Annotated in this window: 33 protein-coding genes, 2 tRNA genes and 1 pseudogene; 15 read left to right on the top strand and 21 right to left on the bottom strand. The window is 64.6% G+C overall.

What is annotated here, in order from left to right; translation table 11 throughout:
* Positions 1-102 precede the first annotated feature (102 nt).
* Together CFB39_RS08435 and CFB39_RS08430 are read left to right on the top strand one after the other, a co-directional pair.
* Entirely contained in the window at positions 103-591 is a 489-nt protein-coding gene (locus CFB39_RS08435; RefSeq protein WP_069247882.1) for a helix-turn-helix domain-containing protein, read from the top strand.
* A 340-nt stretch (positions 592-931) separates the two neighbouring features.
* Entirely contained in the window at positions 932-1,555 is a 624-nt protein-coding gene (locus CFB39_RS08430) for a phospholipase D family protein (RefSeq protein WP_034201824.1), read from the top strand.
* Between the two features lie 106 nt (positions 1,556-1,661).
* Here CFB39_RS08430 and CFB39_RS40745 read toward each other — a convergent pair whose 3' ends face one another.
* A complete protein-coding gene (locus tag CFB39_RS40745) occupies positions 1,662-1,880 on the bottom strand; it encodes a hypothetical protein (protein WP_089472712.1) in 219 nt (72 codons plus the stop codon).
* Positions 1,881-2,144: 264 nt separating this feature from the next.
* Here CFB39_RS40745 and CFB39_RS08420 point away from each other — a divergent pair, with 264 nt between their 5' ends.
* A complete protein-coding gene (locus CFB39_RS08420) occupies positions 2,145-3,116 on the top strand; it encodes a diguanylate cyclase (protein WP_089472711.1) in 972 nt (323 codons plus the stop codon).
* A gap of 74 nt (positions 3,117-3,190) precedes the next feature.
* Here the strand turns inward: CFB39_RS08420 and CFB39_RS08415 are convergent, their stop codons facing one another.
* The 5 genes from CFB39_RS08415 to CFB39_RS08395 form a co-directional block, all read right to left on the bottom strand.
* Entirely contained in the window at positions 3,191-3,664 is a 474-nt protein-coding gene (locus tag CFB39_RS08415; RefSeq protein WP_089472710.1) for a VOC family protein, read from the bottom strand.
* Positions 3,665-3,826: 162 nt separating this feature from the next.
* On the bottom strand, positions 3,827-4,372 hold the full coding sequence (locus CFB39_RS08410; RefSeq protein ID WP_089473250.1) for an aspartyl-tRNA synthetase: 546 nt from the start codon (positions 4,370-4,372) through the stop codon (positions 3,827-3,829).
* A gap of 178 nt (positions 4,373-4,550) precedes the next feature.
* A complete protein-coding gene (locus tag CFB39_RS41135; protein ID WP_089473249.1) occupies positions 4,551-4,793 on the bottom strand; it encodes a hypothetical protein in 243 nt (80 codons plus the stop codon).
* Between the two features lie 207 nt (positions 4,794-5,000).
* A complete protein-coding gene (locus tag CFB39_RS08400) occupies positions 5,001-5,309 on the bottom strand; it encodes a phosphatidylserine/phosphatidylglycerophosphate/cardiolipin synthase (protein WP_046546333.1) in 309 nt (102 codons plus the stop codon).
* Between the two features lie 46 nt (positions 5,310-5,355).
* A complete protein-coding gene (locus tag CFB39_RS08395) occupies positions 5,356-5,739 on the bottom strand; it encodes a VOC family protein (protein ID WP_089472709.1) in 384 nt (127 codons plus the stop codon).
* Positions 5,740-5,825: 86 nt separating this feature from the next.
* Here CFB39_RS08395 and CFB39_RS08390 point away from each other — a divergent pair, with 86 nt between their 5' ends.
* Positions 5,826-6,569 carry a DUF695 domain-containing protein gene (locus tag CFB39_RS08390; protein WP_089472708.1) on the top strand — a complete coding sequence of 248 codons (744 nt, stop codon included), beginning with the start codon at positions 5,826-5,828 and terminating at the stop codon, positions 6,567-6,569.
* 430 nt (positions 6,570-6,999) lie between these two features.
* On the opposite strand, the gene CFB39_RS08385 is transcribed toward CFB39_RS08390, so the two are convergent.
* Complete coding sequence (locus CFB39_RS08385) at positions 7,000-7,557, bottom strand: hypothetical protein (protein WP_256991372.1); 558 nt, start codon at positions 7,555-7,557, stop codon at positions 7,000-7,002.
* Positions 7,558-7,835: 278 nt separating this feature from the next.
* On the bottom strand, positions 7,836-8,231 hold the full coding sequence (locus tag CFB39_RS08380; protein WP_089472706.1) for a hypothetical protein: 396 nt from the start codon (positions 8,229-8,231) through the stop codon (positions 7,836-7,838).
* A 325-nt stretch (positions 8,232-8,556) separates the two neighbouring features.
* Here CFB39_RS08380 and CFB39_RS08375 point away from each other — a divergent pair, with 325 nt between their 5' ends.
* Entirely contained in the window at positions 8,557-9,021 is a 465-nt protein-coding gene (locus tag CFB39_RS08375; protein ID WP_089472705.1) for a hypothetical protein, read from the top strand.
* Positions 9,022-9,096: 75 nt separating this feature from the next.
* On the opposite strand, the pseudogene CFB39_RS08370 reads toward CFB39_RS08375, so the two are convergent.
* Positions 9,097-9,357, bottom strand: a pseudogene (locus tag CFB39_RS08370) (GNAT family N-acetyltransferase); the annotation flags it as partial.
* A 344-nt stretch (positions 9,358-9,701) separates the two neighbouring features.
* Here CFB39_RS08370 and CFB39_RS40740 point away from each other — a divergent pair.
* The gene (locus CFB39_RS40740) at positions 9,702-10,502 is read left to right on the top strand and encodes a VUT family protein (protein ID WP_256991370.1); all 801 of its coding nucleotides are present in this window, start codon (positions 9,702-9,704) and stop codon (positions 10,500-10,502) included.
* Positions 10,503-10,624: 122 nt separating this feature from the next.
* On the opposite strand, the gene CFB39_RS08360 is transcribed toward CFB39_RS40740, so the two are convergent.
* On the bottom strand, positions 10,625-11,425 hold the full coding sequence (locus tag CFB39_RS08360; protein WP_179257653.1) for a phosphatase PAP2 family protein: 801 nt from the start codon (positions 11,423-11,425) through the stop codon (positions 10,625-10,627).
* Positions 11,426-12,180: 755 nt separating this feature from the next.
* Between CFB39_RS08360 and CFB39_RS40735 the strand changes: the two genes are divergently transcribed.
* Positions 12,181-12,450: a hypothetical protein gene (locus CFB39_RS40735; protein ID WP_256991369.1), complete on the top strand. Its 270-nt coding sequence runs from the start codon at positions 12,181-12,183 to the stop codon at positions 12,448-12,450.
* Here the strand turns inward: CFB39_RS40735 and CFB39_RS08350 are convergent.
* From CFB39_RS08350 to ssuD, 8 genes are all read right to left on the bottom strand, one after another.
* Positions 12,439-12,514 (bottom strand) — tRNA-His (locus CFB39_RS08350). The two genes, CFB39_RS40735 and CFB39_RS08350, sit on opposite strands and share 12 nt — an antisense overlap.
* A 57-nt stretch (positions 12,515-12,571) precedes the next feature.
* Entirely contained in the window at positions 12,572-13,558 is a 987-nt protein-coding gene (dusA, locus tag CFB39_RS08345; RefSeq protein ID WP_071334403.1) for a tRNA dihydrouridine(20/20a) synthase DusA, read from the bottom strand.
* A gap of 130 nt (positions 13,559-13,688) precedes the next feature.
* The gene (locus CFB39_RS08340) at positions 13,689-13,934 is read right to left on the bottom strand and encodes a hypothetical protein (protein ID WP_089425275.1); all 246 of its coding nucleotides are present in this window, start codon (positions 13,932-13,934) and stop codon (positions 13,689-13,691) included.
* 55 nt (positions 13,935-13,989) lie between these two features.
* Positions 13,990-14,187 (bottom strand): hypothetical protein, encoded by a 198-nt coding sequence (locus tag CFB39_RS08335; RefSeq protein WP_089425274.1) that lies wholly within the window; start codon positions 14,185-14,187, stop codon positions 13,990-13,992.
* 142 nt (positions 14,188-14,329) lie between these two features.
* The gene (locus CFB39_RS08330; RefSeq protein ID WP_006476104.1) at positions 14,330-14,545 is read right to left on the bottom strand and encodes a molybdopterin-binding protein; all 216 of its coding nucleotides are present in this window, start codon (positions 14,543-14,545) and stop codon (positions 14,330-14,332) included.
* Between the two features lie 57 nt (positions 14,546-14,602).
* Positions 14,603-15,562 (bottom strand): ATP-binding cassette domain-containing protein, encoded by a 960-nt coding sequence (locus tag CFB39_RS08325; RefSeq protein WP_089472701.1) that lies wholly within the window; start codon positions 15,560-15,562, stop codon positions 14,603-14,605.
* Positions 15,559-16,371, bottom strand: a complete 813-nt coding sequence (gene ssuC, locus CFB39_RS08320; RefSeq protein ID WP_039358823.1) for an aliphatic sulfonate ABC transporter permease SsuC — start codon at positions 16,369-16,371, stop codon at positions 15,559-15,561. Before ssuC ends, CFB39_RS08325 begins: the two co-directional genes overlap by 4 nt.
* 17 nt (positions 16,372-16,388) lie before the next feature.
* Positions 16,389-17,546: an FMNH2-dependent alkanesulfonate monooxygenase gene (gene ssuD, locus CFB39_RS08315; protein ID WP_059496210.1), complete on the bottom strand. Its 1,158-nt coding sequence runs from the start codon at positions 17,544-17,546 to the stop codon at positions 16,389-16,391.
* A gap of 341 nt (positions 17,547-17,887) precedes the next feature.
* Here ssuD and CFB39_RS08310 point away from each other — a divergent pair, with 341 nt between their 5' ends.
* The gene (locus tag CFB39_RS08310; RefSeq protein ID WP_006484223.1) at positions 17,888-18,316 is read left to right on the top strand and encodes a hypothetical protein; all 429 of its coding nucleotides are present in this window, start codon (positions 17,888-17,890) and stop codon (positions 18,314-18,316) included.
* 120 nt (positions 18,317-18,436) lie between these two features.
* Here CFB39_RS08310 and CFB39_RS08305 read toward each other — a convergent pair whose 3' ends face one another.
* Genes CFB39_RS08305 through CFB39_RS08295 form a run of 3 tightly spaced genes read right to left on the bottom strand, consistent with a single transcriptional unit; the run spans position 18,437 to position 20,462 of the window.
* Complete coding sequence (locus CFB39_RS08305; RefSeq protein WP_089472700.1) at positions 18,437-19,591, bottom strand: enoyl-CoA hydratase/isomerase family protein; 1,155 nt, start codon at positions 19,589-19,591, stop codon at positions 18,437-18,439.
* A gap of 31 nt (positions 19,592-19,622) precedes the next feature.
* The gene (locus tag CFB39_RS08300; RefSeq protein ID WP_039358831.1) at positions 19,623-19,961 is read right to left on the bottom strand and encodes a multidrug efflux SMR transporter; all 339 of its coding nucleotides are present in this window, start codon (positions 19,959-19,961) and stop codon (positions 19,623-19,625) included.
* A 3-nt stretch (positions 19,962-19,964) separates the two neighbouring features.
* Positions 19,965-20,462, bottom strand: a complete 498-nt coding sequence (locus tag CFB39_RS08295; RefSeq protein ID WP_011351856.1) for a heme-degrading domain-containing protein — start codon at positions 20,460-20,462, stop codon at positions 19,965-19,967.
* A 197-nt stretch (positions 20,463-20,659) separates the two neighbouring features.
* Here CFB39_RS08295 and CFB39_RS08290 point away from each other — a divergent pair.
* The 7 genes from CFB39_RS08290 (at position 20,660) to CFB39_RS08260 (ending at position 25,930) form a co-directional block, all read left to right on the top strand.
* Positions 20,660-20,736, top strand: a tRNA-Met gene (locus CFB39_RS08290).
* Between the two features lie 162 nt (positions 20,737-20,898).
* Complete coding sequence (locus tag CFB39_RS08285) at positions 20,899-21,444, top strand: NUDIX hydrolase (protein ID WP_089425269.1); 546 nt, start codon at positions 20,899-20,901, stop codon at positions 21,442-21,444.
* An 11-nt stretch (positions 21,445-21,455) separates the two neighbouring features.
* On the top strand, positions 21,456-22,220 hold the full coding sequence (gene aat, locus CFB39_RS08280) for a leucyl/phenylalanyl-tRNA--protein transferase (RefSeq protein ID WP_069247864.1): 765 nt from the start codon (positions 21,456-21,458) through the stop codon (positions 22,218-22,220).
* A 33-nt stretch (positions 22,221-22,253) separates the two neighbouring features.
* Positions 22,254-23,084, top strand: coding sequence for an arginyltransferase (locus tag CFB39_RS08275; RefSeq protein ID WP_089425267.1), 831 nt, complete (start codon positions 22,254-22,256; stop codon positions 23,082-23,084).
* Positions 23,085-23,182: 98 nt separating this feature from the next.
* Entirely contained in the window at positions 23,183-24,220 is a 1,038-nt protein-coding gene (locus CFB39_RS08270; protein WP_089472699.1) for a quinone-dependent dihydroorotate dehydrogenase, read from the top strand.
* 100 nt (positions 24,221-24,320) lie between these two features.
* The gene (locus CFB39_RS08265) at positions 24,321-25,115 is read left to right on the top strand and encodes a cystine ABC transporter substrate-binding protein (RefSeq protein WP_089472698.1); all 795 of its coding nucleotides are present in this window, start codon (positions 24,321-24,323) and stop codon (positions 25,113-25,115) included.
* Between the two features lie 122 nt (positions 25,116-25,237).
* Complete coding sequence (locus CFB39_RS08260) at positions 25,238-25,930, top strand: amino acid ABC transporter permease (RefSeq protein ID WP_006484207.1); 693 nt, start codon at positions 25,238-25,240, stop codon at positions 25,928-25,930.
* Positions 25,931-25,936 lie beyond the last annotated feature (6 nt).

The raw sequence follows: 25,936 nt of genomic DNA, 5'->3' as shown, positions 1-25,936 counted from the left end.
GCCCGTTGTCAACGTGGCCGGGCCCGTTGCAACCGAAGACGGGTTCTATAATCGAACCCGCTATTTCGCCGAACCGCCGCAAAGGATGCAAGAGACTCGACGATGAAATGGGATGACATCGGCACGCTGAACTGTTCGGTCGCGCGTACGCTCGCCGTGCTCGGCGACCGCTGGACCATGCTGATCCTCCGCAACGCGTTCCTCGGCTGCCGCCGCTTCGACGCGTTCCAGGCCCAGCTTGGCCTCACGCGCCATGTGCTGGCCGAACGGCTCGCGCGACTCGTCGACGAAGGCGTGCTGGTCAAGCGCGCGTACCAGGAGCGGCCGCCGCGGTTCGAATACCGGCTGACGGACAAGGGCCTCGACCTCTACCCGACCCTGCTCGCGCTGACGGCGTGGGGCGACCGCTGGAAAGACGACGGCCAGGGGCCGCCGGTGCAGTTGCGTCACCGCACGTGCGGCCATCTGATGCATGCGGTCACCGTATGCTCCGCGTGCGGCGAACCGCTCGACGCACGCGACGTGCAGCCGGAGCGTGGCCCCGGGTGGATTGCAGCCGAGGCGGCCGGGGCGCCCGCGGCCGAGGATTGACGCAGCGTCGTGCATCCATGAATGAACGCGTAACGCACGCAGATCGTTAGTCGCACGCGCGCTGCTGTCACGGGCCGCATCGAACCCGCCCGGCTGCACGCGCGCAGGGCTTGCATGCCGCGATTCCCCCACCAACGCACGCGCAATCGCGCGCTGCTTTCGACTCCATCCGCTGATCAACCCGATCACGCACTCGGATCCCGCACAACGCAACTTTGCGTCACCGCCTCTGCCACCGCGGTCATCGCGATGCGTCATCCCGTCTCATCCACACGTGACCGGGCCGCCACGTCTGCGTTACACTCACGGCCCGCTGTCTCGAAATTGTTCGCTGTCCAAGATGTTGTCGCGCAATCGCCTCGCCGCTGCCTGTCTCGCCGCCTCCCTGCTCGCCACTCCGTTCGCCGCCTTCGGCAAGACGCAAAGTGAATCGCTGCTTCAGCAGGCGATCGACCTCGTGTCGCGTTGGCTGCCGGCCCCTACTCACGAAGCACCCGCGACACAGGTCGTCGAATCGGCGTTTTCGCCCGACGGCGGTGCCGAAGCGCTCGTGCTGAAAGCAATCGGCGCCGCGCGCAGCTCGATCCGCGTCGCCGCCTATTCGTTCACGTCGCCGCCTGTCACGCGCGCACTGCTCGCGGCCAAGCGACGCGGCGTGAATGTCGCGGTGGTCGTCGACGACAAGGGCAATCGCGCAAAAAGCAGCAAGCAGGCGCTGAACCTGCTCGTCAACGCAGGTATCCCGACGCGCACGATCGACGCCTATGCGATCCATCACGACAAGTACCTCGTGATCGACGCAGAGCACGTCGAAACGGGCTCGTTCAACTACAGCGCATCGGCGGCCAGCCGCAATTCCGAGAACGTCGTCGTGGTGTGGAACAACCCGCAACTCGCGTCGCGCTATCTCACGCACTGGCAAAGCCGCTTCGACCAGGGCACGCCGTACCGCTCCAGCTATTGACGCAGGCCGCGCGGCGCTTGCCCCGTGTTCGATCCGCCGTGTTGCTGATGATCGGCGAGCGCGGCGCGAAGCTCAATTCAGCCGAATGGCCAGCGCGCCGCCGCACTCAATGGATGTCGGGCGTCCGCGCGGTCGCCGCACCGGCCTGCGTCGTCGGCGCACAGCGATTCGCGTGTCCGCTCGCGCCGCTTGCCGAAGACGTCGGCAAACCGCCGGGCAGCGCGCTGCTCACGCAAACGACGCCGAATGCCAGCGTGTTCTGGACCATCGGATAAAGAAGATACAGCGCAAACGCGAGATAGCCCGCGTACAGGAATCGAACCATGGTGCGATGGGAAGCGATGAACGAATGGACTCGTCCTGTTTACGGCACTGCGCCGGGCACCTTGAGGTATCGCGCCTCCGATTGAGCATCGGGGCGAAACGCGGGCCCATGGCGCCTGCTTCGCACCCGATCTGCATCGATTCGCGCCGGGCCGAAACCACCGGCCGGCGGATTCGCAACGTGGCGATGCGCCGAACAATGCGCGATACTGTCCGACATACGATCCCGTAACCGGCGTCGCAGCCGGGACAAAAGGCAAGGCCCATGCAAATCGCACCGAAACCGGCCGACGAGGCGGCCCGGCTCGATACGCTTCATTCGCTCTCGATCCTCGACACGCCACCCGAAGAGCGCTTCGATCGCCTGACGCGTCTCGCACGCAGGCTGTTCGATGTACCGATCGCACTCGTCAGCCTCGTCGACGCCGATCGGCAGTGGTTCAAGAGCCATGCCGGGCTCGACGTCACACAAACGTCGCGCGACGTGTCGTTCTGCGCCCATGCGCTGCTCGAGGGCAATACGATGGTGATCCAGGATGCGCTGAACGACAATCGCTTCCACGACAATCCGCTCGTCACCGGCGCGCCCGGCATCCGCTTTTACGCCGGTCGACCGCTCACGGCGCCGAACGGCGCACCCATCGGCACGCTGTGCCTGATCGACACGCGGCCGCGCTCGCTCGAACCCGACGAACTCGCGCTGCTCGGCGATCTCGCCCACATGACCGAGCGCGAGATCGCCGCGCTGCATTTCGCGACCACCGACGAGCTCACGCAACTGACCAACCGGCGCGGCTTCGAGATTCTCGCCCGCCACGTGCTGAGCCTGTGCGATCGCCTCGACCGTCACGCGGTGCTGCTGTTCTTCGACCTGAACGATTTCAAGTCGATCAACGACCGCTTCGGCCACGCCGAAGGCGACCACGCGCTCAAGGCCTTCGCCGACACGCTGACGGGCGCGCTGCGCGACAGCGACGTGGTCGCACGGCTTGGCGGCGACGAGTTCGTCGTGCTGCTGAGCGCCACCGATCCGGCCGACGTTGCCGAGCCGGTCGAACGCGTGACGCAGGCGCTCGCGCTGCGCAACGCGGCCGACGCACGCGGCTATGACATCCGGTTCAGTGTCGGCCACGTCGACTACGATCCCGCACACCATCGCGACGTGGCCGACCTGCTCGCATCGGCCGATCAACGGATGTACGAGGACAAGCAGCGCGGCAAGACGGCCGGCACGTAAGCGCGGGCGGACCGGGCGCAGGCGCCTGCCACCACCCTGCCGCCCCGCCGCTCAACTGCGGCTGCGTGGTTGCGTCAGCTTCCGCACGGCGGCGCGCTGGCCATGGCCTCCGCGATCTGCTCGGGCGTCAGGTCGCGCTGATGCGTCGCGAGCGACCAGCGATGGCCGAACGGATCCTCGACCTGTCCGTAGCGATCGCCCCAGAACATGTCGGCAGCCGGAATCGTGACCGTCGCGCCGGCCGCGACCGCCTTCGCGATCGCCGCGTCGGTGTCCGGCACGTACAGGTGCAGGCACACCGACGTGCCTTTCAGTGCCTTCGGCCCGAGCGCGCCGTGCTCGGGCATTTCATCCACCAGCATCAGTGTCGAATCGCCAATCACGAGGCACGCGTGCGCGAGCCGGCCGTCGGGCATCGCCAGGCGAAACTGTTCGCTCGCATTGAACGCGCGCTTGTAGAAATCGATGGCTGCGATTGCGCCGGCGCAGATCAGGTGCGGCGTCAGCGTGCGCATCCCTTCCGGGATCGGTTTGACGGACGTAGACATGGGTGTCGCTCCTTCGGGCGGTTGTCGTATCGGAATCGGGACGGACGCGCGATGCGCACGCCTCCGATGCTACGACGGACGAACCCGGCGGAAATCGACACGGCGGCGGACATTTTTTTGTTTTCCCGGGGATCGGCGCACGCGGGTTCCCCGCATCGGGCGTCATCGGCCCGTCAGGTCGACCTCGTTGCCCGGCACGCCGAACTGCCGGCGGCATGCCTCCAGCAATCCGGCCACCGCATCGAGCGGCAGATCGGCAAACCGGGCGATCGGCAGCATCACGCCACCCGGTACCTTGTTGCGCGATGAAAGCGCCGAGAACTGGTAGCCGATGTAGCGATTTCCGGCAACGCTGATGATCCGGAATTCGGTGACGTCACGCCATCGCGTGACGGGTTGCTCGCGCAAAGCCCCGATCAGCCTGAAGCCCGTCTCGTCGACCTGCAGCGCCATCCTGCGTCGCGACGACACGAAGAAGGCGGCCCCCGCCAGCGCCAGCAACACGGCCAGTGCCGCCACCGGCCAAAGCGCCGGCGCGGCCGCGTAACCGCACAGGCTCGCCACGGCCAGCACCGCGCACGCGATCGCCCTTCCTTTCAGGCTCCGGCCGTCAACCGCCAGCGTCATCGGCAACCGGCCGACGACAGTTTCCGCGTCGGGATCGACATGCCAGCCGGAGGAATCGGTGGTTTCGCTTTCGTCGTTCATCGCGCAATCGCCCATATCGACGACAACCGGCTCATCGAGGCCGGACACCCGATCGAAGCGCCGAGACAGGCTGTCTGTCGCCGGAAAATGGTCGGGATCGACGAAGGTGAGCATCGACCCACGACAACGCGCCTTCGTCCGCGCGGAACGGGCCACGCTGCCTCGGCATCGGTCATGTTCAGTTGCACACCTTGACGGTACCGTTGGTCGTGCATTGACCAGTGGCCCAGTGGCTCTGCCCTGCCAGATGAGGTGCCTGGCCGACGCCACGGATCGGCTCGGACGGCGACGATGCCGGCACGGCCGCGGCAACCGACGCGGTGTCGGGCGACGGTAGCGGAGACGGCTCGGGCGCGGTCTGGCAAGCCGACAATGCCAGACAAAGAGCGGATGCCAACAGGGCGATGAGCGGTCTCGACATGATCTCGTACGCGTTTGCGATGTTCGCTTCCGGTAAAACGGGCTGGCTCAAGATCACGTGCCCGTCAGACCGTTCGGCGCAACCGCCAATGCAGCATGACGGTCATCCAATACTACTCCTCGCGATCGACGTCGCGCGAGCAGCCATTCGGCCAGGTGCCGCCCTCCATGCGGCGGCAAGCGCCATCGCTGACGCATGCCGCGCCGGTCAGATTTGCGGCAGGTCGCGCAAAGTACGCGACTCGTTCGTTGCATCGATGTCGAGTTCGATGCCTTCCGATGCATCGCGATACAGCACGCGCTTCAGCCGGGGCCCGATCGCGGTGGCGTCCGATGCCGAGAAGATTGCGCGGACATCGTTTCCGGACGCGAGCGCGCGCGCCACGTCCGCCACCGGTGCTTCGCTGGGCGTCGCCGCCCACGACCGGTCAGCCGGATTCACGGCCGCCCAGCGCACGTGTGTCACGCGCGCGCTGAGCGGATCGATTCGCACGCCATTCACCGCAAACATCGACATCGGCATCTCCTTCGAATTTTTTGCGGCCCGCCGTACCGATACGCGGTCACGGACGGCCCCAGATCTCGCAGACGTTTCCCGCCGGATCGGCCACGGAAATCGCGATCGTGCCGTCGCCGTAGTCCCATTCGTTCAGGATACTGACGCGACACGACTCCAGTCGCGCGACGGCTTCCGACACATGCGCCACTTCGATGGCCAACGCAATGCCATGGCCGGTCGGACGAAACCCAGGGTACGGAAACTGGCCACCGCTACCCGTATGGATGGTCAGCGTCGCCCCACCCACGACAAAGCGATGCCACGGATTCCCCGCAGCCGATACGCCTTCGGCATGCACGGGCAGCGCGAGCGCCAACCGATAGCAATCCACCACCGCCCGGAAGCGATCGTCTTCGACCGGCACCAGGATGCCCAGATTGGCGATCATGCGCGCTTCTCCGGCCCACGTGATTTTCGATGATACATTGGGACGCTTTACAACCGTCAACAGACAATCGTGCACGGGAGAAACACATGACCGACGCCTGGGGAACCTTCCCTGCCAGAATGGGCGACCATCAGGCTTTCATCAGCTTCAACCACAGCTTTGCCGAACTCGCCGAGGGCGATCCGCGCACGTCGCTGCTCAGCGTGCGCGTGCCCTTTGCGCATCCGACACCGGAAGGCCTGCCGAGCGGCGACGAATTCGCCGACCTCGCAACGATCGAGGATCTGCTCGACGCCACGATTACTGCGAAAGGCGGCGTGCAGGTGGGCCGCATCACCGTCGACGGCCACCGCGATTTCCTTTTCTACGTGCCGTTCGATGAAGAAGCAGCGGCGGAGATCGTCGACGCGCTGGCCGATCAGACGACTTACGCCCTTCAGTACGCGCATCAGGACGATCCGGACAAGGAAGCGTACTGGCAGACGCTCTACCCGACCGATGACGACTGGTTGATCATGCGCGACATGCGCGTGCTGGACGAATTGCGGAAGAAAGGCGACGCCAGCGACGTAAGCCGGCGCGTGATGCACTGGGCGTACTTCCCCGACCCGAGCGACGCGCATCAGTTCGCGGACTGGGCCGAATCGAAAGGCTATCCGGTCGAATCGGTGGCGCCCACCGAGGACGGCAAGTCGGCGGTCCGGTTTTCGCATGAAGGCACCATGGCGCTGGCCGACATCACGCGCCATACGATCGCGATCAACCACGAAGTGCGTGCACTCGGAGGGGATTACGACGGATGGGAAACCAGCGTCGAACAGGCTGGCTGAGCGAGTCGACCTGCCCGCTGTGCGACACGTGATGCAACGCATCCGGCGCAAAAAATATCCCGGCGGCCTGCTTGCGCGCCGCCGGGACCAAGGCATCACCGGCCGAAACCGGCGATGGGCCTGAGGGTTCGCCCAGGCACGAGGAAAGCGATTCGTGCGGATCAGGCGAACGGATGCCGGGGTGCGCAATCGATGCGCTCACGCCGCCCGCCGGACGCCTGTCCGGTTCCGTCGACGCAGCCTTCCCACGTCGGACGGGCAAAAAGCCCCCGCTCCTGCGCGAGCGAGCGGGGAAACGGTTGACCGGGCCGGGGAAGAACGGTCAACCGACCAAATTGTGAGCGTGGGTCGCGCAACGATCTGTGCGGCAACTCACCATTTGGTGACAATGCCGCAGCAATTGGTTCGCCCGCGTGCCGCGCGGATCGCGTCACGGTCCAAGCGCAACGCCCGCGACCGGCGCGAGCATCACCACGATGATGGGCGACAGCACCACGGCCCCGATCATCATCACGCCGTCGGCCGCGAGCGTGACAGGCGTCGCGAGCACGCGCACGGCCTTGCCCGCCGTCGTGATGTGGTCGGTGACCGGGATCTTGTACGAATGCGCAAACGACGACCATGTCTTGCCCTGCGCAAAACCATCGGCGAGATAGCGCGATCCGGCCAGTTCACCCTTCATCCCCAGATCCCAGTCTCCGAGCTTCGTGAAGCCGTCCTCCAGCGCACGATTCCAGTCCTCATCGGTCATGTGATCGCGGTGGAGCCGCAGCGAGAATTCGCCCGAAATCTTGCTGCCCTGCGCGACGAACCCAGATAGCGACGCCTCGATCGATTTCCGGTAAGGCGATGCCAGCACCGCGCCGAGATGCGCCGGCATATCGAAGATGTAGTGATATTTCTTGCCGAGCACGACGAATTGCTTGCCGTCCTCGCTGACGAGGAATCGGTCGACTGTCTCTTCGTAATGGCCGTCTTCGAACAGCATGGCAGTGCAGCCTGCCAGGCCGGCAGCGACAACGATCGCGCCCGCCGTCAACAGCGTTCTTCTTTTCATGTCTGGAGTTTTATTTTGTTTTAATTCAATCGGATATTTTCAGCCCGGGCCCAGTCTCCGGTAAGTCGCAGGCGTTGTCAAAGCAGGTTTATTCTATTTTTCCGATCGACACGATTCTGGTTTCATTTTCTTGCACCGATTTTTTCGAAACCGAATTTTGCGAACGCCGTGACTCGCGTCATGACAAGCGGGTTTCGTCATCGTGACGGTCAGCTGAAAAGCCATTCTGCGACCATCTCTATCCAGTCGAGTTCGCCCGCGATATCGATGACGGTTTCGCCGACGATTTCGGCAGTCGATGTGGTCGATACGCCCATCGCCACCGCCCCGGCAGCAACCGCGTTCGCCTTCGCCATTTCGACCGGCGCGCCCGACCTCGGATCGGCCAGCCGCTCCAGCCAGTCGACGATGTTGGCACGCGCATCCTCTTCATCGACGAAATCATGCCGCTCGAGAAAGCGATCGAACACGATCCACGCAAGCGTCTTGCTTCGCGAATCGGATTCGAGATGCCAGTCGACCACACCTGTCCGCCCGGACGCCCTGATTTCGAGCCTCGCGGTGAAACAGTAATCGAGGTACTCGATTTCAAGTTTCGACGACATGGTTTTTCTCCGGTCAATCTGCCAGCGCTGTACTTACGATGAGCCGCGCCCCGGGTTCCCCGACACTGTATGAATCTTCGATGAAATTCGCGCGGTGCATCACGTCCGCGGGCAGTATCGCGATATTCTCGTGACCTGTCGATATCGATCGCCGACACATGACCGCATGCGATTGCCCCACCCTTCCTCTCCGCGGTTTTGCTCGTTGTTCAGGTTCTGCCGCGAATCGCTCCGATTTCCTATTTCGGGTATTGTCCCGCCTCGCCGCTGCAATCGCGCTGCTAAACTGGAATCAATAAGGCCGCTTGCGACATCAGAGGAAACAATGGCACTCGCCCACGCACAGGAAAATGGCGTAGAAGTCTGGGTTATCCAGCTTCCCGGGCACACACCCTATGCCTATACGCACCTCAAGCGGGTGTTCTCGTCTGACGATACGCGCCATCGGGTCGTGACGATCGACCTGACGAAACTGCTGGCATGTGCCGACCGAGACACGACGGACTATGTGTTGCCCTCTGTTCTGTACTGGGCCCCTGGAAAAGCCGCGGGCATTCGCGAATTCCTCGATCCTGAACAGGACAGGATTGCGGACATGCCGTACATCACGTTTCGCGAGACGAGAACGCGAACGCTGCTCGGCATCCCCGGCCTGTCGAAAGTCGGCGTCGCGTCGTTCCGCAACGGCCAGCATCGCGCACGCTATCTGGCCTATGCAGGCGCAACGACCCTGCCCGTCGAGGTGCACGAGACGGAAGCCGATTTGCTCGTGCGGTACTGCGGCGAGTAGCGACGGACTCCGTTCGGCTTGCGCCCGGCGACGGCCGCACATCGTGCGACCGTTCGCTCGGATGTCGCCAGGCCGCTACGCCTGTATCGCATAGATCCGGTCCGTGACCTCCGTCTGGCCGATGCGGCTCGTCTCGATGCCCGCCAGTTGCCATCCGTTGTGTTCATAGAAACCGATCGCGCGTTCGTTGTCCTCCAGCACCTTCAGGTGGACCTTGTCCACGCCAATCGTGCGCGCCCAGGTACGAACGACTTCGATCATGCGCTTGCCCATGCCGCTTCCGTGATGCGAAGGATGGACGTGCAGGCAGTCGAGCAACAGGCCAAGCACCGGGTCGTGACGTCCGCCAGCGCCCGCCTTCTTCACGCCTGACGCGATCGCGTCAGCGCCTGCCCACCGGGCGTCGCTGCAACTCGTTGCCCGTGCAACGGGATGCAGGCAAAAAAAATCCCGACACCATCATTGGTCGTCGGGATCGAACGGCCCTGCAAAGCATGAGGGCACGAGGAAGCCGACACATTACACCAATGTAAGACTGTTGCGCGCTGTCGGTTCACGCCAAGTCCCTGTCCCATTCCGCCATTCATACGCAAAACGCGGCCGTAAACGAAAAAAGCCTGCTCACGCGGAACGCGAGCAGGCAAGAAAACGGATCAGCATTCGAGGCACGAGGGCTGTCCATGGAAGATAACGGCATGGGGCGCGAGAACCTTAGCTGGGACAGGAAACTTCGCAACATCATGTCGGCGGGATACGGCCATCCAATCTCGTGTCGAAGATCCATTGATGAAAACCGGCGACACAGTGACGATATCCTGTCGCTCGCAACGCTGGCCGACTACCAACCGTGCGAAGCTCCACCCGGCTTGCTCGTAGCAAAGCACCACTCCGTTCAATCGGCCATGTATGGCAAACTTCGGCTCCGAATCGACGCAGCGCGCACTCTTCATTGCAGGGGAATCATGTACGTCTTGATCTATATCGCAGCAGTCGCTGTCGCGAACCTGATGGTCGCTCATTTCGGACCAGCTGCTACACCGATCATCGCGTTCTTTCTGATCGGACTCGATCTCGCGATTCGAGACCGACTCCACCTGGACTGGCGCGGCCGCGCGCTTTGGTCAAGGATGCTTGCGTTGATCGCGGCCGCTGGCGTTGTCAGTTACGCGCTCAATCCGGCTGCAAAGGAAATCGCCCTCGCGTCTCTCGTGGCGTTCGGTTCGGCGGCCGTAGCAAGTGCAATCGTGTTTCAACTCGCACGTCGCTTTCCGATACTGGCGCGCGCCAACGGTGCGAACGTCGCGGGTGCGGCTGTCGACTCCATCGTCTTTCCGCTGATTGCGTTCGGGGCAGTGTTTCCGACGATCGCCGCATTGCAGTTCGTCGCAAAGGTGGCGGGTGGCGCTTTGTGGTCGTGGGTGGTTTTTAGAAACGCTCGAACGGCTCAGGCGGGGATCGCGAGCAATGTGGTTGATCGGTGACGACGAGCGCTGTCCAGCTATCGCTGACTACGCTTTTTTGATGGAAGAAGTTCGACGCGCAGGTACCAGCCCGTGTCAGCTTCAGCGCGTGGCGCAAGCATGCAGACGGTGGAAAGGTTGATTCAGCGTCCCGTCAGGAGCGGTCGCCGCGCGATTTCATATCCCAAGAACCAGCGACGCACCAGCCATATCGTCACGATGCCCACGATCACGCCGGCACCGATATCTGCCAGGTAATGACCACCTACCGAGAACGTCGATACCAGCATGACCGAATTGAGCGCAAGCGCGACGGGAAAAATGAAGCGAAGATTACGTGTGACGTAGATCAACATTACCGCGACGACTGCATGAAATGACGGTAACGAAACGATTCCCTGCATCGCCATGGGATTCATCACGATCGGCACCCCACTTCTGGCACTGAAATAATCAGAAAGGTGAGACGCCGGCCCGGAATCACTAATACCGAAGTACGGGAATGCACTCGCCGCCGGATACCACGTCGAAATCGCAACGACGAATATCAGCGAAATCACGAATATCAGCATCATCTCGCAAAGCTCTTGCTTTCGGCGCAACAGTCCGAATAAAAAGCACAACAAGACCATCTGATACGAAATGGTTTTATATGCAAACAAAAGTACTTGCTGAATAACCTCGTAACGCACGACCCATTGGTAGCTTTTCAACCAATCGAATCCGAACGATTGCTCCCATGCCAGAAGTGCATCCTGGATCTCGGGACGGCTGACGGCCGCCCCGATATACGTCGCAATCACTGCCGCCTGCGCATTCATCGTGACGGTCCGAAAGCAAAGGACCGAGAGCGCGATATCCCGACAACGAAGTTTTTCGGCAATTTCCCGATAGCGCGGGATACGTCCGATGCCGACCAAGACACCGCAGATCAGTAGCGTCATGACGCACGTCTCGACCGATTGCAGATACCACTCGTGAATGAGGGACAGCCCAAATCGGCCCATGGTCGCGAAATCGACAGCAAACATGACACCCGTCAGTATCCAAGCAATTGCAAACGCCCCCAATACTCTCGTTCTCATATTTTCCCCGGCCATACTTTTTATTGACGGTGTAGCCGTCCTGTCAGCACATATTCAATCACGCCCGGCAAAAAATTACACTGGGCGTTTGTCATAGGCCAGCCAAATCAGTCATCGCGGGAACGGCACTCGTAGCGGAGGCGGTTGCGGTATTTCCGCCGTTGGCGGGGCGTTTCCGCGTCTCGACCGCCTTGTGTCGATCGAAAGCACTCGCTTAGCCGGTCGACACTCGCACCACTGTTACCCCATTCGAGCTGTCGAGCGCGACGTGCATCGCCTCGCGCGTGCTATCCGGGGAAGGAATCGAAGGGAACGCCCAAGTGCGCGATCCGCGCAATCGCCCTGCGTTCGAATGCTCCGCTCGCCGGAAACCGCAAGATCGAATGCATCGACCTCGCGCAACCGCGAGGCCGGTCACATTCGCGTGAAGCGCGCAATGCAGTGCCGAAAGATGCGCCGCAAGGTAATCGAGCAGTTCGAAATCACGCCAACGCTCGCGGCACGCCCCGATCGGTTGGGGGCGATTCGGCATGAAGGAATGCCTGTCCGTGTTCACGCCAAAGTGCGGCACGCACTACACGCGCGACGGATTCAAGGGATGCCGAGGGAAGTTGATGAGCGAAACGATCGAGGCGAAGGTCATTGCCGGTCGATTCGCATTCCATGACTTGCGCGCGTATTACGCCCCAACATCAGAGCGAGCGCGGCGCCCTGCCCGACCTGCATGCGAACCCGGCGACGACCGCACGGTGTACGACCGAAACAAAATCGGAAAGCGCTGTGAATTCCATTTTGTGGAATGCCAAAACAAAAACGGCACTGTCTTTTGGGACAGTGCCGTCTTTAACAACTTGATACCGCTTGGAATTCTGTGGGGTGGCTGATGGGACTCGAACCCACGACGACAGGAATCACAATCCTGGACTCTACCAACTGAGCTACAGCCACCACTGTTACTGCTTTTTGTTCTTCGCTGCTTTTGTGTTTCAGCAGCGAAGAACAAGATTATACGAACACTTTTGAATCTTGCAAAGCTTTTTTTTCAAAAACTTCTTCGGCCTCGTTCAGATGCGCGCGCGCCTCGTCGAATACGGCCAGATCAGCACGCGCGAGCTTCTTGTTGTCGGACAGCACACGACGCCAGCCGCGTGCGCCGGGCATGCCGCGATACAGTCCGAGCGCGTGCCGCACGATCGCGCCGAGGTAGGTCCCGCGCTTCAGTTCGGCCGCACAGTATTCGATCAGCTTCGCCTCGGCCTCTTCGCGCGTCGGCACCGCCGCGGTCGAGCCGTAGAAGCGCGTATCCACCTCCGCGAGCACGTACGGGTTGTGATACGCCTCACGGCCAAGCATCACGCCATCGACATGCTCGAGATGCTGCGCAACCTCGTCGAGGGTCGTGATACCGCCGTTGATGACGATCTCGAGCGACGGAAAATCGCGCTTCAGCTGATACGCATAGTCGTACTTGAGCGGCGGGATCTCACGATTCTCCTTCGGCGACAGCCCCTTCAGGATCGCATTGCGCGCATGCACGACGAACGTTTCGCAGCCAGCCTCGGCCACCGTACCGACGAAGTCGCGCACGAACGCGTAGTCCTCGACCGCGTCGACCCCGATCCGGTGCTTGACCGTGACCGGCACCGACACCGCATCGCGCATCGCCTTCACGCAGTCGGCAACGAGTTGCGGCTCGTTCATCAGGCACGCGCCGAACGCGCCGCGCTGCACGCGCTCGGACGGGCATCCGCAATTCAGGTTGATTTCGTCGTAGCCCCACTGCTCGCCGAGCTTCGCCGCGCGCGCGAGATCGTCCCGCTCGCTGCCGCCCAGCTGCAGCGCGACCGGCGATTCGTTCGGCGTGAACGCGAGATGCCGCTGGGCATCGCCGAACAGCAACGCACCCGTCGTGATCATCTCCGTATACAGCCACGTGTCGCGCGTCAGCGTACGGTGGAACGACCGGCAATGGCGGTCGGTCCAGTCCAGCATGGGCGCGACGGATACGCGGCGGGGAGGAAATGAAGACGGTACGGACATGGATTTCGGGCAACAGGCCAGGCGGCGCGGAAACAACCCGGTATTTTACCGCAACACGGGCCATGCCTGCCCGGCACGCGTGCTACCCCTCGCCCAGTTCCGCATCGACCGCCCGCCGGGCCTCGTCGAGCACGCGCTCGATCACGCGCCGTTCGGTCAGCAGCATCCCGTCGACCTTGACGAGCCGCCAGTCGATCCGCACCGCGTCGCCCTGCAGCACGCGGTAATGCGCATGCTCGCCGTCCCAGACCTGCTCGGTCTTCACCTCGATCTCGAAGCCGCGGTACGGCTCGCTGAAATCGCCGAGGTCGCTGCCTCTCGGTTCCATCGCACGCTCCGTGGCGACGCAGCGCCAGGCCGCCCGAGCGGCCGGCGCCGTGCGCTCAATCGTATTCGTCGGATAAAAAGGATTTGCCATCGGCCGTCAGGTCGACCCGGTCGGCCGCCGCCTGGTAGATCAGCCCCTCGTTCAGCAACGCGTAGACGACGTCGTCGAACACGGCGGGAACCGGCCGGCTTTCACCGAACTGGTCGATCCATTTCAGTGCCTCGATGGCTTCGGGGGAAAGGATGGGGGTCATGCGTTGGCCTCCGGCATCGGTGTCGCTCCATCCTAGCACTTCGTCCGGACGTCGAATACCAAGGCAAACGCGCTGCGCCAATGCCGGGCGGCGCCAACGGGCAGGTTGCCCGCGGCGCCGCGCCGGTGCAGCACACGCGGGCTCAGAGGCGCGCGATCGAGACTTCGGTCGATTTCACGAGCGCGACGACTTCCGCACCCACCTTCAGTTCGAGTTCGTCAACCGAACGGGTCGTGATCACCGACGTGACGATGCCGAACGGCGTCTCGACGTCGACCTCGGAGACCACCGATCCGCGAATGATCTCCTTGACCTTGCCCTTGAACTGGTTACGTACGTTGATTGCAGTGATGCTCATCAGGTTGATCGCTCCGAAGAAAAAGATCTCAGAACGGGCGGCCGCTGCCGCCCGGAATTAAACGGCCCAGCGGATCTGCCCGACCGGTCGAACGTTGTCTGCCTCATGCGGTGCGTCGTGGTCGGCCGCACCGGGCCCGCCGGCGAGCACGCGTTTCAGCACGCGATCCTCGAGCGCCGCAAACGCGGCCGATGCGCGGGCGCGCGGCCGGTCGAGCGGCACCGGCTGATCCAGCGCCACCCGCCCCTGCTCGATGAGCAGGATGCGGTCGCCAAGCGCGACGGCCTCCTGCACGTCGTGCGTAACGAGGAGCGCGGTAAATCGATGCTCGCGCCACAACCGCTCGATCAGCGCATGCATCTCGATGCGGGTCAGCGCGTCGAGCGCGCCGAGCGGCTCGTCGAGCAACAACAGTTGGGGCCGGTGCACGAGCGCACGGGCCAGCGCGACACGCTGCCGCTGGCCGCCCGACAGTTGCGCGGGCCAGTCGTTCGCGCGTTCCAGCAGGCCGACTTCATCGAGCACCGCGCGTGCCTGGTCGCGCGCGCCGCGACCGAGGCCCAGCATCACGTTCTGCAGCACGGTCTTCCACGGCAGCAGGCGCGCGTCCTGGTACATGATCCGCGTATCGAGTTCGCCGCCGCCCTCGCCGCGCGTTTCGAGCGTGCCGCTGCTCGGCTGCTCGAGTCCCGCGACGAGACGCAGCAGCGTCGATTTCCCGCAACCGCTGCGGCCGACGATCGCGACGAAACTGCCGCGCGCGATGCCGAGCTCGACGTTGTCGAGCACCGTGCGTGCCCCGAAGCGCTTGCTGACACCCGACAGCGTCACGGCATCGTCGATTGCCGGGCTTCCTGGCCGTCGCCGCGCGAGCGGAACGACGGAGGCACTGGCGTCACGTTCGAGAACCGCTGCGTCCCGCGCGTCACCGTCCGCGACACGCGCCTGCGCCAGTTCGGCCTCGAGGTCTGCGCCGGCAAGCGGGCCGTAGGCGGCCGCCGAAGTCGTCGCATTCATGCCTTTGCTCCTGATTGATAAGCGGGGTGCCAGCGCAGCGTCACGCGCTCGAGCCATTTCGCCAGCACGTCGGCCAGCTTGCCGAGCACCGCGTACAGCAGGATGCCGACCACCACCACGTCGGTTTGCAGGAATTCACGCGCGTTCATCGTCATGTAGCCGATGCCCGACTGCGCGGAGATCGTTTCCGCGACGATCAGCATCACCCACATCAGCCCGAGCGCAAAGCGCACGCCGACGAGAATCGACGGCAACGCACCGGGCAGGATCACGTCGCGGTACAGCGCAAAGCCACGTACGCCGTAGCTCTTCGCCATCTCGATCAGGTTCGCGTCGACCGAGCGGATCCCGTGATACGTGTTGATATAGACCGGGAAGAACACCCCGAGCGCAACGAGGAACAGCTTCGCCTTCTCGTCGATGCCGAACCACAGGATCACGAGCGGAATCATCGCGAGCGCCGGGATGTTGCGGATCATCTGGATCGTCGAATCGAGCGCGACCTCGGCCGCCTTCGACAAGCCGGTCGCGAGCCCCAGCGCGAGGCCGACGCCGCCGCCGATCGCGAAACCGAACAGCGCGCGCCACGTGCTGACCTTCACGTTCGCCCACATTTCACCCGACGTCACGAGCGACCAGGCCGCTCGCACGACCGCCACGGGTTCGGGCAGCACGCGGGTCGACAGCCAGCCGATGCGCGCGCCGACTTCCCATGCCGCCAGCAGCGCGAGCGGCACGAGCCACGGCGCGACGCCGCGCCATGCGCGGGCGGCCAGGGCCGCGCCCGTCGTCGACGTTTTCGTTGTCATCGCAGGCCTCCTGTCGCTCAGCTCTGGGCCGCTTTCGGCAGATAGCTGTTGCCGACGATTTCGCCGAACGGGCCCGACAGCGGGCCGGTCGCCTTCGCCGCGCCGTTGCCCTTGATCAGCGGGAATACGAGTTCCGCGAAACGGTACGACTCCTCCAGGTGCGGATAGCCGGACAGGATGAAGGTCTCGATGCCGAGATCCGCGTATTCGCGCATGCGCTCGGCGACCTGCTCCGGGTTGCCGACGAGCGCGGTGCCCGCGCCGCCGCGCACGAGGCCGACGCCGGCCCACAGGTTCGGGTACACCTCGAGCGCCTCGCGGCCGCCGCGCTTGCCGCCGTGCAGCGCGGCCATCCGGCGCTGGCCTTCCGAATCCATGTTCGCGAACGCCTTCTGCGCGCGTGCGATGGTTTCGTCGTCGAGGCGGCTGATCAGGCGCTCGGCGTCGCGCCAGGCTTCGTCCTCGGTCTCGCGCACGATCACGTGCAGACGAATGCCGAACTTGATCTTGCGGCCGCGCGCCTCGGCGCGGGCGCGAATATCGGCGATCTTCTTCGCGACGGCCTCGGGCGGCTCGCCCCAGGTCAGGTAGGTGTCGATGTGATCGGCCGCGATCTGGTGCGCAGCCGGCGACGAGCCGCCGAACCACAGCGGCGGATGCGGACGCTGCACGGGCGGATACAGTGCCTTGCCGCCCTTCGACTGCAGATGCTTGCCGATGTAGTCGAACCCGCCGTTGTCGTGCGACGCGGACAGCAGCCCGCGCCAGATGTTCAGGAAGTCGTCGGTGATTTCATAGCGCGTGTCGTGATCCGCGAACAGGCCGTCGCCTTCGAGCTCGGCGGCATCGCCGCCCGTCACGACGTTGATCAGCAGGCGGCCGCCCGACAGGCGGTCGAACGTCGCGGCCATCCGCGCCGACAGCCCCGGCGATGCGATGCCGGGACGGATCGCGACCAGGAATTTCAGGCGCTGCGTCGCCGGGATGAGGCTCGACGCAACGACCCACGCATCCTCGCAGGAACGGCCGGTCGGCAGCAGCACGCCCTCGTAGCCGAGCGTATCGGCCGCTACCGCGACCTGCTTGAAGTAATCGTAATCCGCGGCGCGCGCACCTTCGGCCGTACCGAGGTAGCGGCTGTCGCCGTGCGTGGGGATAAACCAGAACACATTCATCTGCTGCTCCTGCTTGACTGTCCTTGCCGGAATTTGAAAAAGACACCGCCCTGCTCGCGTCGCGGATGCGCGGCGCATGCATGGTGTGCGTTCGAATCGGGATGGCTCGCCGGTCAGGCCGTGCAGCGGGCGAGGACGCGATTGCACGGCTGTTTCTGGGAAATCAGTCTAGGGATCGGCGCAGGGCTTTGGAACGATTTTTTTGAGCTTAGGTTTTCCGCTTTCGTGATTAGCACGACGCTGGAGCGAATATCGCGGCGGGCGGGCCCTATAATGGCGCACCTATCCGAATAACTCCGCGCGGACGGCCCCGGCCGTGCGCGCCTGCGGTGCACTCATCGATGCAGAAAGTCATCCTGCCATTCCTGTCCGGCTTCCTGGCCGCCCTGTTCTTCCGCGAAGCCACGCTCGCCCTCCTTCATACGGCCGACCTGATCGCCGCAACCGGCTTCTCCACGCAGCCGTTCGCGCCGCTCGGCATTCCTGAATTTGTCGCGAATGCGCTGATCAGCGCGTGCTGCGCGATCCCGATGGCATGGCTGCTGCGCGTCTCGCCGGAGCGCGAGGCCTCGTGGATCGGCGCGCTGGTGTTCGGCGGCATCGTGCTGACGGCCGCCCGCGTGTTCGCGATCGATCCGCTGCGCGGCATCTGGCCGTCGGGCAACATGATGCCCGTGCTCGCGGCCGGCTTCGCGGCGAACGCAGTATGGGGCTTCGGCGCCCTCGTGTTCATGCGCGCGTTCATGTCGGACGACGCGGGCGACGAATAACGCGGCGGCAAGCGCGCTGCACCCTTCGCCGCGCACCGGTCGACACCCATGCAAAAGGCCGCCTGCTCGTGCAGGCGGCCTTGTCGTTTCCGGCGCGCGCTTCGGTCAATCCAACCGACGTCAGTCCTGCAGTTTCCGCAGCGGATGCGTGTCCGGCGTCCACGGGCTGTCGAACATCGCGAGCACGTCCGCGCGGTCGATATCGGCGGACGACTTGAAACGCCAGGCCGGCTGGTGGTCCTTGTCGACGATCAGCGCGCGCACGCCTTCGATCACGTCGCCGCGCGCGAACGTCGAGCGCGTGAGATCGAGATCGCGCCGCAGGCAATCGGCCATCGTTGCCCCGCGCGCACGTTCGACGACTTCCAGCGATACGGCCATCGACAGCGGCGACAACTGTTCGCGCATCGCGTGGGTCGCCTTCTCGACCCAACCGTCGACGGCCGCGCAATCCGGCTCGGCGTCGAGCGACGCGAGGATCGCGCCGATGTCCGGCTGCGCGAAATGCCGGTCGATTCCGGCACGCGCGTCGGCCAGCGCCGACGTGTCGGGCGTCGGCACGACCTTGTGTGCGGCCGCCGCGTCGGCCACGCACGCGACCGCCTGCTCGCCGCTGTCGATGCGCGCGCTGCGCAGCGTATCGAGCAGCGCCGGCAGTGCGGCATCGGGCAGATAGACGTCGGCGAGCTGCGCGTACAGCGCGCCGGCCGCGTCGAGCGTCGCGCCGGTCACGGCGAGATAGCGGCCGAGCGCGCCGGGCGTGCGTGCGAGGAACCAGCTCATCCCGACGTCCGGGAACAGGCCGATACGGGTTTCAGGCATCGCCATCTTCGTCGAGTCGGTCACGACCCGCAGGCCGCCCGTATGCCGCGCCGCCTGCGAAATCCCCATGCCGCCGCCCATCACGACACCGTGCATCAGCGCGATATAAGGCTTCGGATAGGTGAAGATCGTGTGGTTGAGCGTGTATTCCTCGATGAAGAACGTGTCGACCGCATCGCGGTCGCCGCGCTGCCACGCATCGTGGAAGAAGCGCACGTCACCGCCCGCGCAGAACGCGCGCGGATGCGGGCTGTGCACGACGACCGCGACGACTTCCGGATCGTCGCGCCACGCGTCGAGCGCCTGCTGCATCAGCCGGATCATGCCGACCGACAGCGCGTTCAGCGCCTTCGGCCGGGTCAGTTCGAGAAAGCCGATGCGGTTCGCGACAGTCGCGCGCACGTCGGGCTGAGTGGATTCGGCGGAAACGGCAGCGGAAGTGGAATCGGTCATGAGAGTCATCCGGCAAATGGCAGTCGCACGCTCAGTGCGCCTGCATCTTCGAGAACAGGTTCAGCACCACGACGCCGGCGATGATCAGGCCGAGGCCGATCACGGCCGGCAGGTCCGGCACCTGGCGATAGAGCAGCATCGCGACGAGCGTGATCAGCACGATGCCCGCGCCCGACCAGACGGCATAGATGATGCCGACGGGCATCGTGCGCAACGTGATCGACAGGCAGTAGAACGCGATGCCATAACCGGCCACGACCAGCAACGACGGCCAGAGGCGCGTAAAGCCGTCCGCCGCGCGCAGCGCCGACGTGCCGATCACTTCCGCGACGATCGCGATCGCGAGCCAGGCGTAACCGGGAAGCTGCATCGCTCAGCTCCTTGCGAGGGCCAGCACGGCGTAGTCGTGGCCGAGCTCGGCACACAGCGCCTCGACGACGAATTCGTGGTCCGCGCGCTGCGGGAGCCCCGACGCGGTGATCGAGCCGATCACGCCGGCACCGGCGACGGTCAGCGGGAACGAGCCGCCGTGCGGCGAATATTCGGCGATCGGCAGCCCGTGCTTGTCGGCGAGCGTCGCGCCGGCCTGCTGCATGCGCAGGCCGATCGCGTACGAGCTCCGGCGGAAATGGGCGACGACGTTGCGCTTGCGGCGTACCCAGTCGGCATTGTCGGGCGTGGCGCCAGCCAGCGCCGCGTAGAACAGCGGCTGGCCGAACGTGACGATGTCGATCGCGATCGCATGGCCGCGCGACGTCGCGAGCGCGTGCATCCGGTTGCCGAGCGCCCATGCGCGGGCCGGGTCGAAATGGGGAAATACGAGCGCCTGTTCCTGCGCGCCGATCGATTGCAGATCGTGAGCGATGTCCATGAATCCGTCGATACAGTAATGAGAGTCGCAACAGCGCCGAAGCGATCGCGCACGGCCGCGCTGCCGAAGAAACGAAACAAACCGCTCGATTCTAGCGCACGCACCCGCCGTACCGGCCCCACAAGCAGCGACAAGAAATTGTCAGAAACCGCTTGCACGCATTCGGGTTACTCCTTATAATTCATTTCTTCGACGGACGCGGGGTGGAGCAGTCTGGCAGCTCGTCGGGCTCATAACCCGAAGGTCGTAGGTTCAAATCCTACCCCCGCAACCAACCGTCCAGAATTACGCAAAAAGCCCGGCTCCACGCCGGGCTTTTTGTTTTTCCGCCGCAGGCCCCGTCCCGCTTCGCGCGACACGCGGCCTGCACGCGCAGGCGTTCAAGAATGCCGCGCCCCGGTGATACACTCGCATCACCTCGTCCCTTCCATTCGACATGAAATTCTGCTCCGTCTGCGGTCACGAAGTCATCGCGCGCATTCCTCCGGGCGACAACCGCGAGCGCTTCATCTGCGATCACTGCGGCACGATCCACTACCAGAATCCGCGCAACGTCGTCGGCACGGTTCCGGTCTGGGGCGATCAGATCCTGCTGTGCCGCCGCGCGATCGAACCGCGCTACGGGTTCTGGACGCTGCCCGCGGGCTTCATGGAAATGGGCGAGACGACGGCCGAAGCCGCCGCGCGCGAAACGCTCGAGGAAGCCGGCGCGCGCGTCGAGGTGCAGAACCTGTTCACGCTGCTCAACGTGCCGCACGTGCACCAGGTTCACCTGTTCTACCTCGCGCGGCTCACCGATCCGGCGTTCGAGGCCGGCGAGGAAAGCCTCGAAGTGAAGCTGTTCGACGAAGCCGACATCCCGTGGGACGAAATCGCGTTCCCGACCGTCAGCCAGACCCTGCGATTCTTCTTCGCCGATCGCGCCGCGGGCGACTACGGCGTGCACACCGGCGATATCTTCCGCTCGCTGCGCAACGGCTGAGCCCCCGCCCCATGGTCCCCTGGCTCGGCCCGGACGATCCGTTTCCGCCCATCGAACGCGCGCTCGGTCCCGCGACCGGCGCGCCCGGGCTGCTCGCCGCGAGCGCCGACCTGCTGCCCTCGCGCCTCATCGACGCGTACCTGCGCGGCATCTTCCCGTGGTATTCGGACGGCCAGCCCGTGCTGTGGTGGAGCCCCGACCCGCGCATGATCCTCGTGCCGGCCGAATTCAAGGTGTCGCCTTCGCTGCGCAAGACGCTGAAGCGCGTGCTGCGCGAGCCCGAATGGGAAGTGCGCGTCGACCACGACTTTCCGGGCGTGATGCGCGCGTGCGCGCAGGCGCCGCGTCGCGGGCAGCGCGGCACGTGGATCACGGCCGAGATCATCGACGCGTACACGTCGCTCTACCGCTCCGGCAACGCGCACAGCATCGAGACGTGGCACGACGGGCGGCGCGTCGGCGGCCTGTACGGCGTGTCGTTCGGGCGGATGTTTTTCGGCGAATCGATGTACGCGGACGCGACCGATGCGTCGAAAATCGCGCTGGCCGCGCTCGTCGCGCACCTTCGCGAGCAGGGGCTGGAAATGATAGACTGCCAGCAGAATACGTCGCATCTAGCGTCGCTCGGCGGCCGCGAGATCGCACGCAAGGCCTTTGTCGCTCACGTGCGCAGCGCGGTAGCCGAACCGCCGATTCCGTGGCAGTTCGACAAGCGCGTGCTCGCCGCGCTGACGGGCCGCGCCGAAACGGCGGCCCCCTCCGGGATCGAGCGCTAGCGCGGCACTCCCTCCCTGCAACGAGAGCTGCCCATGACTCACCCGACTGAGCTGCCGCTTTCACCGCTTTCGGCGCTGCAATTCTATGCAACGGCGCCCTATCCGTGCAGCTATCTGGACGGCCGCGTCGCGCGCTCGCAAGTCGCGACGCCGAGCCACCTGATCAACTCCGACATCTACACCGAGCTCGTGAAGGCCGGCTTCCGGCGCTCGGGCGTCTTCACGTATCGTCCGTACTGCGACGGCTGCCGTGCCTGCGTGCCGGTGCGCGTCCCCGTCGCCGCGTTCGCGCCGTCGCGTACGCAGCGCCGGATGTGGAAGCGGCATCGCACGCTGGTCGCGACGGTTTCGCCGCTGCACTACGACGAAGAGCACTACGCGCTCTACATGCGCTACCAGTCCGCGCGCCACGCGGGCGGCGGCATGGATCGCGACAGCCGCGACCAGTACGAGCAATTCCTGCTGCAGAGCCGGATCAACTCGCGCCTCGTCGAATTCCGCGACCTCGACGCCCCGGGCGGCGAGCCCGGGAAGCTGCGCATGGTCAGCATGATCGACATCCTCGGCGACGGGCTGTCGTCCGTCTACACGTTCTTCGAGCCCGACGACCGGCACACGAGCTACGGCACCTACAACATCCTGTGGCAGATCGAGCAGGCGAAGAGCCTCGGCCTGCCCTACGTGTACCTCGGCTACTGGATCCGCGAGAGTCCGAAGATGGCCTACAAGGCGAACTTCCACCCGCTCGAAGGGCTGATCGACGGCCGCTGGAAGATACTCGATCCGGAACGGATCGACCTGCCGCCCGTCGATGCGGCGCTGGCCCGTGCGCCGTTGCCGGGCGGGCATTCCGGCTCGGGCTGACGCGCGCCGCGGGGGTGACGAAGCGAAGCGCGCCCCTGCCGCCCAACTCCCGGTAAAATAGCGGGTTGTCATTCATTCCGGCTGTCCGCCCTATTCCCGTGTTCAGTTCCCTCTATCCGCTGGCCCGCGCATCCCTGTTCAAGATGGATGCGGAAGACGCTCACCACCTCACGCTGCGCGCGCTCGGCGCGGCCGGCCGCACGGGCCTTGCCTGCGCGCTGTCGGCCCGCGTGCCCGACGCGCCGCGTACCGTGATGGGGCTCACGTTCCGCAACCCGGTCGGCCTCGCGGCCGGCCTCGACAAGGATGGCGCGGCCATCGACGGGCTCGCGGCGCTCGGCTTCGGCTTCATCGAGGTCGGGACGGTCACGCCGCGCCCGCAACCCGGCAACCCGCGCCCGCGGATGTTCCGCCTGCCGCAGGCCGAAGCACTGATCAACCGGATGGGCTTCAACAACCACGGCGTCGACCAGTTCGTGAAGAACGTCCAGGCTGCCCGCTATCGCGGCATCCTCGGCCTGAACATCGGCAAGAACGCCGATACGCCGATCGAGCGCGCCGCCGAGGACTACCTGTACTGCCTCGAGCGCGTGTACCCGTTCGCGAGCTACGTGACGATCAACATCTCGTCGCCGAACACCAAGAACCTGCGCCAGCTGCAGGGTGCGGGCGAGCTCGACGCACTGCTCGCGGCGCTGAAGGACAAGCAGCAGCGCCTCGCCGACCTGCACGGCAAGCTCGTGCCGCTCGCGCTGAAGATCGCGCCCGATCTCGACGACGAACAGGTCAAGGAAATCGGCGACACGCTGCTGCGCCACAAGATCGAGGCGGTCATCGCCACCAACACGACGCTGTCGCGCGCGGCTGTCCAGGGCCTGCCGCATGCGGACGAAGCCGGCGGCCTGTCCGGCCGCCCCGTGTTCGACGCGTCGAACGAAGTGATCCGCAAGCTGCACGCCGAAGTCGGCAGCGACGTGCCGATCATCGGCGTCGGCGGGATTTTCTCGGGCGAGGATGCCCGGGCGAAGCTCGCGGCCGGCGCGGCGCTGGTGCAGCTCTATACGGGGTTCATCTACCGCGGTCCCGCACTCGTCGCGGAATGCGTGAAGGCCGTCGCCCGCGAACGCCCCGCGTAATATAGCCATAAACAAACGATATTTAGAGGTCGATTGCATTTTTGCTATCATTGACCTCGATATCAGAATCAATGACCCGGACAGGGCAAGGAAACACACGATGAAAATTGCGCTGCTGAAGAAGCTGCTGGTTGCCGGCCTGATCGGCACGTCGTTCGCCGCTGCCACCGCGCATGCGGCCGACCTCCTCGACCAGGTGAAACAACGCGGCACGCTGCGAGTCGGCCTCGAAGGCACGTTCCCGCCGTTCAACTCGAAGAACCCGCAAGGCGAACTCGTCGGCTTCGACGTCGACATCGCGAAGGCCGTGGCCGCGAAGCTCGGCGTGAAGGCCGAATTCGTGACGACCGAATGGAGCGGCATCATCGCGGGCCTGCAGGCCGGCAAGTTCGACGTGATCGCCAACCAGGTCGGCATCACCGACAAGCGCAAGGAAACGCTCGACTTCTCGCCGGCGTACACGTACTCGTCCGCGCAGCTGATCCAGCGCAAGGACGACACGCGTGACTTCAAGTCGCTGGAAGACCTGAAGGGCAAGAAGCTCGGCGTCGCGCTCGGCACGAACTACATGGACATGGCGAAGTCGGTGCCGGGCATCGACGTGAAGACGTACCCGGGCGCGCCCGAGTACCTGCGCGATCTCGCGGCCGGCCGTCTCGACGCGGCGCTCAACGACCGCCTGATGCTCGCGTACCTGACGAAGAACTCGCAACTGCCGCTGCGCCCGGGCGCGAACGTCGGTTCGGCGAACCCGTCGGGCATCCCGTTCAAGAAGGGCAACCCGAAGTTCCAGAAGTCGATCGACGACGCGATGGCGCAACTCGAGGCCGACGGCACCTTCACGAAGATCTCGGACAAGTGGTTCGGCATCGACGTGACGAAGCCGATCAAGTAAGCACGCCTGCATTTCCCGCCTGACGGCGGGCCGGAAAGGGCGGCATCCGTGACGATGCCGCCCTTTGTTTTATTCGTCCGGTTTATGATTGCGCTTTCGCGCACGCATTCGATTCGTATTCCATGTCGACAACGTCCCTGCTCGTCCAATCGCTGCCGGTGCTCGCCCAAGGCGCCGTTCTGACCGTCAAGTTCGCCGTGCTGTCGATGGTGTTCGGCCTGCTTGGCGCCGTCGTGCTCGCGATGATGGGCATCCGGCAAAGCGAAGCGCTCGACGGCTTCGAACGCATCTGGGTCAACGCGCTCGCGTGGCTGGCACGCGCATACGTGAGCCTGATGCGCGGCACGCCGCTGCTCGTGCAGATCTTCGTCATCTATTACGGGCTGCCGAGCCTCGGCATCTCGCTCGACCCGACGCCCGCCGGCGTCATCGCGCTGTCCGCGAACGTCGCGGCCTACATGTCGGAAAGCATGCGCGGCGCGATCAACGGGATCGCACGCGGCCAATGGCTCGCCGCGTACAGCCTCGGGCTGTCGTGGGGGCAGACGCTGCGCTACGTGATCGGCCCGCAGGCGCTGCGCATCGCGGTGCCGAGCCTGTCGAACAGCCTGATCAGCCTGATCAAGGACACGTCGCTCGTGTCCGTGATCACCGTGACCGAACTGCTGCGCAGCGCGCAGGAAGTGATCGCCGCGACCTATCAGCCGCTGCCGCTCTATCTCGCCGCCGCGGCGGTGTACTGGATCCTGTGCCAGATCCTCGAATGGGTGCAGCGCTGGTACGAAAAGCGCCTGTCGCTGCCGTCGCGGCACTGAGCGCAC

It is taken from the genome of Burkholderia sp. AU6039 (genome assembly GCF_002223365.1).
Classification (GTDB): domain Bacteria; phylum Pseudomonadota; class Gammaproteobacteria; order Burkholderiales; family Burkholderiaceae; genus Burkholderia.
Note: the sequence above shows the minus strand (reverse complement) of the source record. Positions and strands in the feature narration are given on the sequence as shown.